Origin of the sequence: Phocaeicola sp. RTP21359st1_B8_RTP21360_211022, assembly GCF_040911965.1 — a bacterium.
GTDB classification, from domain to species: Bacteria; Bacteroidota; Bacteroidia; order Bacteroidales; family Bacteroidaceae; genus Phocaeicola; species Phocaeicola vulgatus.
Genome location: NZ_JBDFXP010000016.1, coordinates 55,318 through 69,134 on the forward strand (window position 1 = coordinate 55,318; position 13,817 = coordinate 69,134).

General features: G+C 40.5%; 13 protein-coding genes and 1 pseudogene. All 14 read left to right on the plus strand.

Annotation, left to right across the window (positions count from 1 at the left end):
- The first annotated feature begins 13 nt into the window (after positions 1-13).
- The gene (locus tag AB5062_RS10290; RefSeq protein WP_005847325.1) at positions 14-1,330 is read left to right on the plus strand and encodes a SpoIID/LytB domain-containing protein; all 1,317 of its coding nucleotides are present in this window, start codon (positions 14-16) and stop codon (positions 1,328-1,330) included.
- 57 nt (positions 1,331-1,387) lie between these two features.
- Entirely contained in the window at positions 1,388-2,662 is a 1,275-nt protein-coding gene (locus AB5062_RS10295; RefSeq protein WP_005848180.1) for an MFS transporter, read from the plus strand.
- A 21-nt stretch (positions 2,663-2,683) separates the two neighbouring features.
- Positions 2,684-2,851: pseudogene (locus AB5062_RS10300) on the plus strand (glycosyl transferase); the annotation flags it as partial.
- 749 nt (positions 2,852-3,600) lie between these two features.
- Positions 3,601-4,155 (plus strand): DUF4251 domain-containing protein, encoded by a 555-nt coding sequence (locus tag AB5062_RS10305; protein WP_005847321.1) that lies wholly within the window; start codon positions 3,601-3,603, stop codon positions 4,153-4,155.
- 236 nt (positions 4,156-4,391) lie between these two features.
- Entirely contained in the window at positions 4,392-4,949 is a 558-nt protein-coding gene (locus tag AB5062_RS10310) for a DUF4251 domain-containing protein (RefSeq protein ID WP_005847317.1), read from the plus strand.
- Between the two features lie 25 nt (positions 4,950-4,974).
- Positions 4,975-5,607: a DUF4136 domain-containing protein gene (locus AB5062_RS10315; protein WP_005847315.1), complete on the plus strand. Its 633-nt coding sequence runs from the start codon at positions 4,975-4,977 to the stop codon at positions 5,605-5,607.
- 12 nt (positions 5,608-5,619) lie between these two features.
- Complete coding sequence (locus AB5062_RS10320) at positions 5,620-6,258, plus strand: outer membrane beta-barrel protein (RefSeq protein ID WP_032952265.1); 639 nt, start codon at positions 5,620-5,622, stop codon at positions 6,256-6,258.
- A 116-nt stretch (positions 6,259-6,374) separates the two neighbouring features.
- Positions 6,375-7,418, plus strand: coding sequence for a sensor histidine kinase (locus AB5062_RS10325; RefSeq protein WP_005847311.1), 1,044 nt, complete (start codon positions 6,375-6,377; stop codon positions 7,416-7,418).
- Positions 7,411-8,196 (plus strand): LytR/AlgR family response regulator transcription factor, encoded by a 786-nt coding sequence (locus tag AB5062_RS10330; RefSeq protein WP_368326877.1) that lies wholly within the window; start codon positions 7,411-7,413, stop codon positions 8,194-8,196. The genes AB5062_RS10325 and AB5062_RS10330 overlap by 8 nt, the downstream gene beginning before the upstream one ends.
- 155 nt (positions 8,197-8,351) lie before the next feature.
- Positions 8,352-9,191 (plus strand): ATPase, encoded by an 840-nt coding sequence (locus tag AB5062_RS10335; RefSeq protein ID WP_011965655.1) that lies wholly within the window; start codon positions 8,352-8,354, stop codon positions 9,189-9,191.
- Positions 9,188-10,024, plus strand: coding sequence for an N-acetylmuramic acid 6-phosphate etherase (gene murQ / locus AB5062_RS10340; RefSeq protein ID WP_032952268.1), 837 nt, complete (start codon positions 9,188-9,190; stop codon positions 10,022-10,024). The genes AB5062_RS10335 and murQ overlap by 4 nt, the downstream gene beginning before the upstream one ends.
- A gap of 3 nt (positions 10,025-10,027) precedes the next feature.
- Positions 10,028-10,729, plus strand: a complete 702-nt coding sequence (locus AB5062_RS10345; protein ID WP_032952271.1) for an SIMPL domain-containing protein — start codon at positions 10,028-10,030, stop codon at positions 10,727-10,729.
- Positions 10,730-11,256: 527 nt separating this feature from the next.
- On the plus strand, positions 11,257-13,053 hold the full coding sequence (gene rpsA, locus AB5062_RS10350) for a 30S ribosomal protein S1 (protein WP_005847297.1): 1,797 nt from the start codon (positions 11,257-11,259) through the stop codon (positions 13,051-13,053).
- A 249-nt stretch (positions 13,054-13,302) separates the two neighbouring features.
- A complete protein-coding gene (locus AB5062_RS10355) occupies positions 13,303-13,749 on the plus strand; it encodes a cold-shock protein (RefSeq protein ID WP_005847295.1) in 447 nt (148 codons plus the stop codon).
- Positions 13,750-13,817 lie beyond the last annotated feature (68 nt).

Genomic DNA, 13,817 nt, shown 5'->3' on the forward strand with positions numbered 1-13,817 from the left:
AAGACGAATAACAATGAAAGAACCCGAAATAAGCGTAGGAATAGTAAATGCACAAGAAATTCATTTTTCACTGAACGGCAATTTTTTCGCTAAAGGAGAAACAGTCTGTGGTGAACAACAAGTAGCCTTCAGCGAAGGAGGTATTCTGTGGAATGGTAATCTTTACCGCGAACTGACCTTCACTCCACAAGACGAACATGCCTCGTTTTCATTATATGACGTAACCATCGGAATTAATTTCCACTGGGAACGGCAAGAAACCCAAAGTTTTATGGGAACACTGAAACTAGTGGTGGACGAAGGCAAAATCACCGCTATCAATATTCTTCCCGCCGAAGACTATCTGATAAGCGTCATCTCCTCGGAGATGAACGCCACTTCCTCTTTGGAGTTTCTGAAAGCCCATGCCGTGGTATCACGCAGCTGGCTGTTTGCCCAAATAGAGAAACGCAAGGCCTTGAGTGACAAAAACGAAGGCTTTTTCTCCTTTATCAAAACCGATACCGAATACATCCGCTGGTACGACCGCGAAGATCATACCATATTCGATGTTTGCGCCGATGACCATTGCCAACGCTACCAAGGAATAACCAAAGCATCCAGTGCCGCCGTGACCGAAGCAGTAAGAGCCACCCGCGGACAATTGCTGATGTATGAACGCGGCATTTGCGATGCCCGTTTCTCCAAATGCTGCGGAGGAGCAAGCGAGGAATTCGGATACTGCTGGGAAGACAAGAATTATCCCTACTTGTCTACAATCCGTGATGCGGAAGAAGAAGAAAACCGCCCGTTACCCGATCTGACCAAAGAAGAAGAGGCAGAGCGTTGGATACGTACTTCTCCTGTTTCGTTCTGTGATACCCACGATAAAAAAGTCATTTCACAAATTCTGAACAACTACGATCAGGAAACTACAGATTTCTATCGTTGGAAAGTACGTTATTCCCAGGCAGAATTATCCGAACTGATCCGTCAAAATACAAAATCGGATTATGGGGACATCATCGACCTGATTCCTATCCAACGCGGCAAATCCGGACGTATCTGCAAACTGAAAATTGTAGGTTCGCTAAAAACATTGACTATCGGAAAGGAACTGGAAATACGCCGCACTCTATCTTCTTCCCACCTGTTCAGCTCAGCCTTTGTAATAGATAAGGGAGAACTGAAAAACGGCGTTCCCGAATGGTTTCTGCTGACCGGCGCCGGCTGGGGACATGGAGTAGGGCTCTGCCAAATCGGGGCTGCCGTAATGGGAGAACGGGGATATACCTACGATGAAATTCTATTGCATTACTATAAAGGTGCGGATATCCGCCGTTTTTATTAACAGGCCCCGCCCACATGGGCGGGGATTCCATTCGGACTCTTTAAAATGAAAGGAACCATGAAAAACAAGCATACCTCGCCATGGGCATGGATACCCACTCTATACTTTGCACAAGGGCTGCCCTATGTGGCAGTAATGACCATTTCGGTCATAATGTATAAAAGATTAGGCATCAGCAATACCGAGTTAGCTTTTTATACCGGCTGGCTCAACCTGCCTTGGGTTATCAAGCCTCTATGGAGCCCTTTCATTGATCTTATCAAGACGAAACGCTGGTGGATTATCACCATGCAACTTTTAATCGGCGCAGGACTGGCGGGCATAGCCTTCACCATCCCCACAGAGCATTTTTTCCAACTCACTTTGGCCGTTTTCTGGTTACTGGCATTCAGCTCCGCCACACACGACATTGCTGCCGACGGCTTTTACATGCTGGCACTGGACTCGCATCGGCAAGCCCTGTTTGTAGGAATCCGCAGTACCTTCTACCGTATTGCAACCATTGCGGGACAAGGATTACTTATCATGCTTGCAGGAAGACTGGAAATAATGACAGATAATATACCATACGCTTGGTCCATCACCTTTTTTGTATTGGCCGGACTTTTCCTTGGAATATGGATTTATCATAAGTTTGTTCTTCCCTGTCCGGATTCAGATCATACCTCCAAAGAAGTTTCCGCTTCCAATCTGCTCAAAAAGTTCTTTGGTACTTTTGCCAGTTTCTTTCAAAAAAAGCAGGCAGGCATTGCCATTCTTTTCATGTTACTCTACCGTTTGCCCGAAGCTCAACTGGCAAAAATGTGCATTCCTTTCCTTATAGACCCCGTTGAAAAAGGTGGTTTGGGGCTGACAACCGAAGAAATAGGTTTCGTACAAGGCACTGTCGGCATCATCGGACTTACCCTAGGAGGTATTTTAGGAGGAATAGCCGTAGCCCGTAACGGTTTGAAACAATGGCTCTGGCCGATGGTATGGGCCATTTCCTTACCCGATTTAGTCTATGTTTATCTCAGCTATATCCAGCCTGATTCTCTATATCTCATCAATATTTGCATCTTTATAGAGCAATTCGGTTACGGATTCGGTTTCACAGCCTATATGCTCTACCTTATTTATTTTGCAGACGGAGAACATAAAACAGCACATTATGCCATTTGTACCGCATTTATGGCATTAGGCATGATGATTCCGGGAATGGCTGCCGGCTGGCTTCAGGAGCAGATGGGATACAACCATTTCTTTATCTGGATTATGATATGCTGCGTTATCACCTTCGGAGTAACGGCTCTGCTAAAAATTGATCCGGAGTTCGGCAAGAAGAAAGGTTGATCCGACCTTTATTTCAGCCTGTCCTCGGAAAGACAGGCGGATTATGGCTCTCTGGAAGGAATCAGGGAGGGTGTCGCAGATATGTACACGCTGGCCCGCACACAAAAAATCTATGGTTCTTTTCAGAGTTCATTCTCAAATATAGCGGCACAGTTGGGAAGGGTTCCGTTAGAAATTCTGAAATTATAGGCTCCGCACTTCAGCATTTGTTTTAATTCGTTTTTCCCTCCTCCTTTCATTTACCGTCAAAACGCCCTGCCGGTGGGTGTTCCGGTGATGAAGGAACATCCCGTCATTGTCCTTTCATCCTCCTTTTCTGCTAAATCCATAATGCTTCATTTTTATACATGGCAAAAATATAAGAATGAAAAAAGGGCGACAAGATAGAATCGCGGAGACGCTTACCGTTGAAACGGGAGTGAGGGGAAGCGGTTCCAGTTTTAACCGCTTGATTGACTGTGTGTTTTTAATAAGATGAAAGGATAAATGGAGAAGGAAGAATATCGGCTTAGTGAGGGAGTAATGTACGCTGAACATGATAGGCATGTACGCTGAAACATGCTGACCTTTTTTTAAAACATGCTGACCTTTTTTAAAAAGGTGCTGATGTTTTCTAAAAACATGAAGACATATTCAACAACATCAGTAACGTAAGCTTGCAACATACGCTGGCATCGGGCTACATATACGCAAGCATAAGCCAACACGTACTTATGTGTATCAAGTTCCGCAATATCTTGTTACAAGGTTTACCCAATCTTGCACCAAGTTCCATTGGATTTTGCGCCAGGATTCGCCATACTGTCCTCCCCCTTTTTGACACATTGTACAAAATATAAAGTCATAGAAGCTTTTAATTAAAAATAAGATAAAGTCCTTTCAACAAAATAATTATTATATTTGTTTCATATCCAAACAATAACATAAAAGATACATATATGAAAAAGATTATTTTATTAGTATTCGTCACCTTGTTTTGCTGCGTAGGCTACTCACAAGCACAAACAACAAAAAAAATGACTCGTCAGGAAAAGAAAGAGGCGCAAAAAGCTATGGAACAAGCCTTGTTCGAAGAAGCCAGACAAGCTATAGAAAATAAAGCGTTCACACTGGAAGCTGACCGGGTTATATTTAAAAGAGGAAGAAATGCCTTTGTTTCTTCTAATACCAATTTTGTAATGGTAGACGGTGATAAATCATCCGTGCAGGTAGCATTCAACATTCCTGCCAGCGGTCCTAACGGATTAGGAGGTGTCACTGTAGACGGCAATGTTTCCGGTTACAAGATCAAAACCGACAAGAAAGGAAGCATATATCTGACAATGAGCGTAATGGGTGTAGGTATATCTGCTCAGGTAAGTATAACATTACCTTATGGAAGCAACAATGCCACCGTAGATATACGCCCCAACTTCAATTCCAACCGTCTGACTTTATCCGGTGAAATACTACCGCTTGACAAGTCAAATATATTTAAAGGAAGGTCTTTCTAATCACTTCTTTATAGTTCATAGAAAATAAGCCCCGGAAATTTTGTTAAAGCAGATTTCCAGGGCTGTTCTTTTCTCATTCATTCCTCTTCACACCTTTAATTTCAGCTCCTCCAAAACACACTTCAGCAACCGGTTTTTCCGTTTCAGTAATAAATTACTACCTGTTTATGACAAAGCTTATTATATTTATACCGGATTTCAATAGGAAAACAACATAAAATAAAAAAGTAGGTATTATGAGAAAAGTTGTAATATTAACATTAGTAACCTTGTTTACCTGCGTAGAATACTCACAGGCACAAACAACAGAAAAGGAAATGACACGTCAGGAAAAAAAAGCGGCTCAGGAAGCTTTGGACAAAATGTTATTTCAGGAAGCCAAAGAGGCAATAGACAACCAAACCTTTGTACTGGAAGCGGACAGAGTTTACTTTAAATACGGAACCTCCGCTTTCGTTTCATCCAACACCAACTTTGTAGGACTGGACGGTGACAAGGCCGTGGTGCAAGTAGCATTCAATGTACCTTTCAGCGGTCCGAACGGACTAGGAGGTATTACCGTAGACGGTAATGCTTCGAACTATAAAGTAAAAACCGACAAAAAAGGTAATATTCATGTCAGTATGAACGTGATGGGAATCGGAATCTCAGCCCAAGTAAACATTGACATACCTTATGGAAGCAACAATGCGACTGTAGATATTCTTCCGAACTTTAATTCCAGCCACATGACTTTATCCGGTCAAATATTGCCACTAAAGAAAGCCAATGTGTTTAAAGGACGCTCACTATAAACTACTTAACTAAAATTATAGGAATATGAAGAAGCTACTATTTCCACTATTCATGCTTGCCATGATAGTTACCTCGTGCGAGAAAGATCCGGATATGAATAAACTGGATAGTGACTACAGCGTTTACACTGATTATGACAACAGTGTACATTTCAATGAGTTTTCCACCTATTACCTGCCAGATAGCATTCTGGTTCCGGACAACAGCCTGAAAGCCAATTATTGGAAAGATGAAAATGCCCAAAACATTATCAGTGCAGTGGCCCATGAAATGGAACAGAAAGGCTATGTACGGACGGAAGATAAAGAAAAAGCCAATGTAGGCATTCAGTTGTCATACGCCCAACAAAGAATACAAATGACCACAGGAGGATGGTATGGCGGCTGGTGGGATGCCGGATTCTGGGGGCCCTACTGGGGAGGAGGATGGTATTATCCTTATCCGGTAACTTACAGCTATGACACAGGAACCCTGATTATGGAGATGGTTGATTTAAGACAACCTGCCGATAAGTCCAACCAGAACAAACTGCCTGTCATCTGGCATGCCTATGCGTCAGGACTGCTATACGGAAACTCCCATTTCAATATGCAGTTGACATTAAATGCCGTCAATCAGGCATTTGCACAATCTCCTTATCTGTCAAACAAACAATAAAACCGGAAAATCATGAAAACGAAAATATTAAAACACAGAGTTCCCAAACGTATCCTCATCGGAATGTTACTAGTTCTCTTTTGTTTCACAAGTAAAGCACAGACCTGGGAAAATATACATTTTAACGTAGACTGGCAGATGAATGTGCCGTTGAACAGCAACTTTGCCGATAAATTCAGCGGGTGGGGAATGAACTTTGAAGGAAAATATGATCTGACGCCCTATTGGGCTATAGGAGCTTTCCTTAATTTTCATACCAATCACCGATATGTGGACCGCCGGACCATCCCCCTCACCCCAACGGCTTCATTGACAACAGACCAGCAACAATCAGCGTTCCAACTACCCTTCGGAATATCTGTATCCTACAAGTTACCGGATAACAGGTATGTAAAACCTTACTTCGGAGTCAAATCGGGTGCCATGTATTCCCAAAACTCCATTTACAACAATCTGGTACAATGGTATGAACGCCCGTGGGGATTCTATGTTTCACCCGAACTGGGAATGGATATTCATCCGGTGCCTTATCAACGTCTGGGATTTCATGTAGCCGTATATTATAGCTACGCAACCAATAAAACCGATATCCTGACTTATTCTGAAGATGGAAGGAATAGCATGGGTGTACGTGTAGGAGTTTGTTTTTAATCCATACTAAGCGTTTGCTCATAAAAGAGGAGATTTGGAAAGTATTCTATTCTTTTCTGAATTTCCTCTTTTTTTCATATTTTTGTAAAATAACCCAAATCATTTTCAACAGCGGAATGGCTATGCAAAATAAATACAATCAATTCTTCAACTTTTTCCTGTTTTCAGGGCTGGCATGTTTCTCATACCTTTCGCTGGTACTATATACCGACCTTACGCCTCAACATCAGAAAATATTAATCTCCTCTCTGGGATTTATTTCTGTGGTGTTCATATTCAATCTGGTAGGCTTCAGTCTGATAGTCATCAACCGGTGGCTGAAAAAAAGCTCTCTATTCTTTATCAAGAAGAGAAACAAGCTGATTATCAACTGCATTTTGATTGCAGCTATTCTTTTCTTCATGAATTACGCTACTCTGACCATCTGTAAAGTATTGCTGGAACTGCCTTTCCCATTTGTACTGAGCAGTCCGGGTCTGCGCTTGATCATGATTATATGGTTGGTAGAAATTGTGATTGTGAGTTTAAGTATCACGAGCGCTTTTTACAGGCAGCTGGTTATTCTGCATGAAAAAACAACCAAGCTGGAAGAAAGTTCCATCAAAGCGCAATACACGGCTTTACAAAATCAATTAAATCCACATTTCCTGTTCAATAGTTTGAATACTTTAATATCCGAAATAGAATATAATCCGGAAAACGCAGTAGTTTTTACACAAAAGCTATCAGATGTTTACCGTTATATCCTAAAAAGTCAGGAACAAGGACTTGTCACTTTACGTGATGAACTGGAATTTCTGGATTCATATATCTATCTGCATCAAGTGCGTCTGGGAAAATGCATTCAACTGGAAAACAAAATGACCCCCACGTTATTGAACAAGAAAATCCCTTCATTAACCCTACAGTTACTTATCGAAAACGTGATAAAACATAACATCATCAATATGGAAAATCCAATGGTCATCCATTTGGATTATTCTGACAAAGATCAAACTCTTTCCGTAAGAAACAAGATCAAATTAAAAAAGGATGTTGCAAAATCAGGAATGGGACTGAAGAACTTATCTGCCCGCTATCTGCTGATTTGCAACTTGCATATCACAATTATTGACGATTCTGAATATTTCACCGTAAAAATACCTTTACTGAATGAATAAGATAAAAGCCGCTATTATAGAAGATGAAATTCCTGCAGGACGCCTGCTACATAAAATGTTGTCAGGATTAAGGCCAGACTGGGATATAGTTGTATTGCCCGGCAGCATAGAGGGATCTGTAAAATGGTTTCAGGAGCATCCACACCCGGATATAATCTTTCTGGATATCCAACTGACCGATGGCATTTCTTTCGCTTTCATAGAACAGGCCCAACCCGAAAGTATGATTATTTTTACCACCGCTTACGACGAATATGCCATACGTGCTTTTACTGTAAACAGCATAGACTATCTGCTGAAACCAATAAACAGGGAAAGATTGGCCGAAGCCATCGAAAAGTTTGAAAGATTAACTGCCAGATATGGCAATACCACCCTATCGAACTCATCCAATGAATTACTGAACCTACTGAAAAATATAAGTAATCCGGAAAAAAAATACCGTACCCGCTTCCTGATATCAAGAGACGAAAAGCTGTATACCTTGCAAGTAGAAGATATAGCTTATTTCTATTCTGAAAACAAAATTACCTTTGCCGTCACAAAAGAAGGAAAAGAGCATATCATAGATTTATCGCTCGACAAACTGTCCGAACAACTAAACCCCGATATTTTTTTCCGCACCAACCGGCAAACATTGGTCAGTGTACATGCCATACAGAAAATAGAAAACTATTTTTTAGGAAAAATAATAGTACAGGTAAAACCGCCATTTAAAGATAAAATTACTGTAAGCAGAGAAAAGATAGCTGCAATGAAGCTGTGGCTCAATTATTAAAAAAGTCTGTTTATATGAAAAAGCACTAACTTATAAGTAATAGGAACAGAGTTACTAAAATAATATAAGAGCCCGACAAATAAATACGGAAAACAATGGATATCGGATAAATTTATACTATTTTTGTAAGACTAACAATCATCTTATTATCCGATATGATAGTAATAGCAGACAGTGGTTCCACCAAAACAGACTGGTGTCTGGGTAACACCAAGACAAACAGCAGGACAGTTCGAACAGGAGGTATCAACCCCTTCCACCAATCAGTTGATGAAATAAAAGAAGTGATTGCCTCCACACTAATTCCCCAGTTGGGAGACACCACTGAATTTACAACTATTTATTTCTATGGTGCAGGATGTATTCCCGAAAAGACGAATATAGTGAAAACAGCTTTGGCGCAGAACTTCCCCAAAGCGAATATCCTTGTCGAAAGTGACTTGTTAGGTGCCGCCCACGCCCTATGTGGTAAAACGGCAGGAATTGCATGTATTTTAGGAACCGGATCCAACTCTTGCTTTTATGACGGGGAAAAAATAACAGCTAATATTTCTCCGTTAGGGTATATTTTAGGAGATGAAGGTAGCGGAGCCGTATTAGGGAAACGTCTGGTAGGTGATTTACTGAAACACCAACTTCCCGATGACCTTTGCCAAGATTTCCTTAAAGAATACGATTTGACCCCGGCACTGATTTTAGATAAAGTATACCGACAGCCTTTAGCCAACCGCTTTCTGGCGGGTCTGACTCCTTTTCTTTTCGCCCACAAGCACAGACCAGAGATACGGAATCTATTAATTTCCTGCTTCACTGATTTCTTCACCCGTAATGTTATGCAATACGAATATCATGATATTCTTGTACATTTCACAGGTTCTATTGCATTTTTCTTTCAAGAAGAAGTAAAAGAAGCAGCTCTAAGACTGAATGTGTCCATCGGAAAAGTTTTAAAAAGTCCACTGGAAGGATTAAAGGATTATCATTTCGAAGTATGAATTTTATAAAAATAACCGAACAACCGTCCATATATGAGGATTTGGAACAAAAATCCGTCAGAGAGTTACTGGAAGGTATCAACGAAGAAGACCGGAAAGTAGCCTCAGCCGTTCATGCCTGCATACCACAAATTGAAAAACTAGTAAATGAAATAGTAGAACGTATGCATCAAGGAGGACGCATATTCTATTTGGGAGCCGGAACCAGTGGACGCCTAGGAGTATTGGACGCTTCTGAAATTCCACCCACTTTCGGTATGCCTGATACCTGTGTCATAGGTATTATAGCCGGTGGCGAACAGGCTTTGAGACGTCCCGTAGAAAATGCTGAAGATGATAGTCAAAAAGGCTGGATGGAACTGCAAGACCATCACATCACAAATAAAGACATTCTGATAGGCATAGCGGCATCGGGAACAACTCCTTATGTAATAGGAGCACTGCAAAAAGCAAGAGAACACGGAATATTAACAGCAAGCATCAGCAGCAATCCGGGCTCTCCACTCTCGAGTGTGGCAGATATACCCATCGAAATGATAGTAGGTCCGGAATTTATCACAGGCAGCTCGCGCATGAAGAGCGGCACAGGGCAAAAAATGATACTGAATATGATAAGTACCACCGTCATGATAAAACTGGGCAGAGTAAAAGGAAACCGGATGGTAAACATGCAACTCAGCAATCGAAAACTAATAGACCGAGGAGTGCAAATGCTGATTGACGAATTACATATTAATAAAGCAGAAGCAAAACAATTCCTGCAAGAACAGGGTTCTGTTAAAAAGGCATTGGACGCTTACAAAACAAATAATTGTATCACTAAAAACAACTGAAGTATGAAAAGTTGGAAACTGGAAGCCATCATCCTTGCTATAGGCATGTTGGTGATGGGGTATTTTATCAAACAGGGATTGGATACTTTCTCTGGTAAAGACAGAGTAGTGAATGTGAAAGGTCTGGCAGAAATGGAGGTGCCGGCTAATAAAGTAACTTGGCCTTTGATGTATAAAGACCTGGGAAATGACCTCCCGACCTTATATAACAAAATAAATGCAACTAACCAAGCAATTGTCGGTTTTTTGAAACAGAAAGGAATCACTGAAAACGAAATCAGTATCAATGCACCGGAAATTATAGACATGCAAGCCGAACGTTATAATAATAATTCAGTTCCCTTCCGCTATAATGTGACCTCTGTCATCACGGTTACTTCAACTAAAGTAGATCTGGTGAGAAAGATGATCAGCGAACAAAGCGAACTCTTAAAGCAAGGTATCGCTATTACGGGTGGAGATTATCGTTACAATGTGCAATATGACTACACCGGTTTAAACGACATCAAGCCTCAAATGATAGAGGAAGCAACTAAAAACGCACGGGCGGCAGCCGTTAAATTCGCCAAGGACTCGGACAGCGAACTTGGTAAGATAAAAAGAGCCTATCAGGGACAATTCAGCATTGAGGATCGTGACGCCAACACTCCTTACATCAAACGCATCCGCGTTGTAACCACCATTGATTACTCTTTGGAAGATTAAATTCCCATTTGGCGGAGCATATCAAACAAAGCTTCTTTGTTCAGAGGCTTGGACAAATAACCGTTAAAGCCTCTGGACATTACTTTCCGCTTATCTTTCAGAAGTATTATTCAAATTATAGTAATTGGTCTTTTCAACCAAAAAATTCCGATCAACCAAAATTATATATGCATCCACATTATACAATATGGTATCCGATTTTTTTTTTCACCAAACACACCCCATTTTTCTTCTTAACGAACTCCTGTTCCCAACTTTTCCTCTTTCTTATCTCCCATCCCCATAAAAGACCTAAAAGTAGAACCAAACAAACTAAAATGAACGCTACCATATTTTAATAGGTTAAATTTCTACAAATGTACAAACATAAATTAAAAACAACGATTACATCCCATTTAAATTTTAATCAGCAAGAAATTTCAGTAAACTTGTTTGTGTTTCAGTATTTTGTTGTATCTTTGCGCCCGAAATTAGATAAACAATATAATGTCTAACGTAATTAACTGAGAATTTTAACAATTTTATTAATGGAAAATTTAAAAAACATCACTCCTGTTGAAGATTTCAACTGGGATGCTTATGAAAACGGCGAAGCTGTAACCAGCATGAGCCACGAAGATCTTGAAAAAGCTTATGACGGTACGCTGAACAAAGTAAACGACCGCGAGGTTGTAGACGGTACTGTTATTGCAATGAACAAACGCGAAGTAGTTGTCAATATCGGCTACAAATCAGACGGTATCATTCCTTTAAATGAATTCCGTTACAATCCAGATTTGAAAATAGGTGATACTGTAGAAGTATACATTGAAAATCAGGAAGACAAAAAAGGACAGTTAATTCTGTCACACAAAAAAGCACGTGCTACTCGTTCTTGGGACCGCGTAAACGCTGCTCTTGAAAATGAAGAAATTATTAAGGGTTACATCAAGTGCCGCACTAAGGGTGGTATGATTGTGGACGTATTCGGTATCGAAGCATTCTTGCCGGGGTCTCAAATTGATGTGAAACCTATCCGCGACTACGATGTATTTGTAGGTAAGACAATGGAATTCAAAGTGGTTAAAATCAACCAGGAATTCAAAAACGTTGTTGTTTCTCACAAAGCTCTTATCGAAGCTGAACTTGAACAGCAGAAGAAAGAAATCATCGGTAAACTTGAAAAAGGACAAGTACTGGAAGGTACTGTTAAAAATATCACATCATACGGTGTATTCATCGACCTTGGCGGCGTAGACGGTTTGATTCACATCACTGACCTGTCTTGGGGCCGTGTAAGCGATCCGAAAGAAGTTGTAGAACTCGACCAGAAGTTGAACGTTGTTATCCTTGACTTCGATGACGAAAAGAAACGTATCGCTCTTGGTTTGAAACAACTGACTCCGCACCCATGGGATGCTTTGGATGCTAACCTGCAGGTAGGTGACAAGGTGAAAGGTAAAGTAGTCGTTATGGCTGACTACGGTGCATTCATCGAAATCGCTCCGGGCGTAGAAGGTTTGATCCACGTATCTGAAATGTCTTGGTCACAGCACTTGCGTTCTGCTCAGGACTTCATGAAGGTAGGTGACGAAGTAGAAGCTGTTATCCTGACACTTGACCGTGACGAACGTAAGATGTCTTTGGGTATCAAACAGCTGAAACAAGATCCATGGGAAACTATCGAAGAAAAGTATCCTGTAGGTTCCAAGCACACTGCAAAAGTTCGTAACTTCACTAACTTCGGTGTATTCGTAGAAATCGAAGAAGGTGTAGACGGATTGATCCACATCTCTGACTTGTCTTGGACTAAGAAAGTAAAACATCCTTCTGAATTCACTCAGATCGGTGCAGACATCGAAGTTCAGGTATTGGAAATCGACAAAGAAAACCGTCGCTTGAGCCTTGGTCACAAACAGTTGGAAGAAAATCCTTGGGATGTATTCGAAACTGTATTTACTGTAGGTTCTGTACACGAAGGTACTATCATCGAAATGTTGGATAAGGGTGCTGTTGTAGCTCTTCCTTATGGTGTAGAAGGTTTTGCAACTCCGAAACACTTGGTAAAAGAAGATGGCTCTCAAGCCCAATTGGATGAAAAACTGTCATTCAAAGTAATTGAATTCAACAAGGATGCCAAGAGAATCATCCTGTCTCACAGCCGCATTTTCGAAGATGCTGCCAAGGCAGAAGAAAGAGCTGAAAAGAAAGCAGCTTCTAATGCAAAGAAAACAACTAAGAGAGAAGAAGCTCCTGCTATCCAAAATCAGGCAGCCTCTACCACTTTAGGCGATATCGATGCTTTGGCTGCTTTGAAAGAACAGTTGGAAAACAAAAAGAAGTAATCAGTTTACTTTAAGATAAGCCAAAAGGATGCATTTATTAAAATGCATCCTTTTTTTATGCCATTATTTCTTAAAAAGGAAAATATTCTATGGGATATCCGTAATAAAACCGTATCTTTATAGAGTAATAAAATTTCGAGTTAGTATTTCATAACGACTTCTCCCCCGTTTTCTTATTACCTCACTATTAATTCCATACACTTCCCCGTAGCAGGCCGAACTGTATATTACTAATTTAAAAAGAATCAAATGGCGAAACCTATTTCATTTACCAAACGAGATCTAGAAAAGAAAAAACAAGAAAAGCGTTTAGCAAAACAGCAAAAAAAAGAAGAAAGAAAAAGTAACGGCACATCTTCCTTTGAAGATATGATTGCCTATGTAGACGAGAACGGTATGATAACCGATACTCCTCCCACTCCTAATAATAAACCACAAGAAGTGGATATGTCCACCATTGAAGTTTCAACTCCTCGTAGAACTGAAGAACCGATAGAACTAGTACATGAAGGAAGAATAGAACACTTCAATGTATCCAAAGGATATGGATTTGTAAAAGATTTGAAGAATGCAGAGAAATACTTCTTTCATATTAGTGGACTGATAGACAATATCATAGAAAATAACATCGTGACTTTTGAACTAGAAAAAGGGTCACGTGGCATGAATGCCGTGAAAATAAAACTTAAGAAATAGTTCAATCCTATAATGCCGTTTTTACGGCATTTTTTATTTTCCATTCAAAAAAGATAGTATCTTTGTAA

Excerpts from the sequence above, each read along its gene's own strand:
- AB5062_RS10355 (WP_005847295.1), top strand. The coding sequence starts at position 13,303 with ATGGCGAAACCTATTTCATTTACCAAACGAGATCTAGAAAAGAAAAAA.
- rpsA (WP_005847297.1), top strand. The coding sequence starts at position 11,257 with ATGGAAAATTTAAAAAACATCACTCCTGTTGAAGATTTCAACTGGGAT.
- AB5062_RS10335 (WP_011965655.1), top strand. The coding sequence starts at position 8,352 with ATGATAGTAATAGCAGACAGTGGTTCCACCAAAACAGACTGGTGTCTG.
- AB5062_RS10290 (WP_005847325.1), top strand. The coding sequence starts at position 14 with ATGAAAGAACCCGAAATAAGCGTAGGAATAGTAAATGCACAAGAAATT.
- AB5062_RS10330 (WP_368326877.1), top strand. The coding sequence starts at position 7,411 with ATGAATAAGATAAAAGCCGCTATTATAGAAGATGAAATTCCTGCAGGA.
- AB5062_RS10325 (WP_005847311.1), top strand. The coding sequence starts at position 6,375 with ATGGCTATGCAAAATAAATACAATCAATTCTTCAACTTTTTCCTGTTT.
- AB5062_RS10310 (WP_005847317.1), top strand. The coding sequence starts at position 4,392 with ATGAGAAAAGTTGTAATATTAACATTAGTAACCTTGTTTACCTGCGTA.
- murQ (WP_032952268.1), top strand. The coding sequence starts at position 9,188 with ATGAATTTTATAAAAATAACCGAACAACCGTCCATATATGAGGATTTG.
- AB5062_RS10315 (WP_005847315.1), top strand. The coding sequence starts at position 4,975 with ATGAAGAAGCTACTATTTCCACTATTCATGCTTGCCATGATAGTTACC.
- AB5062_RS10320 (WP_032952265.1), top strand. The coding sequence starts at position 5,620 with ATGAAAACGAAAATATTAAAACACAGAGTTCCCAAACGTATCCTCATC.
- AB5062_RS10295 (WP_005848180.1), top strand. The coding sequence starts at position 1,388 with ATGAAAAACAAGCATACCTCGCCATGGGCATGGATACCCACTCTATAC.
- AB5062_RS10305 (WP_005847321.1), top strand. The coding sequence starts at position 3,601 with ATGAAAAAGATTATTTTATTAGTATTCGTCACCTTGTTTTGCTGCGTA.
- AB5062_RS10345 (WP_032952271.1), top strand. The coding sequence starts at position 10,028 with ATGAAAAGTTGGAAACTGGAAGCCATCATCCTTGCTATAGGCATGTTG.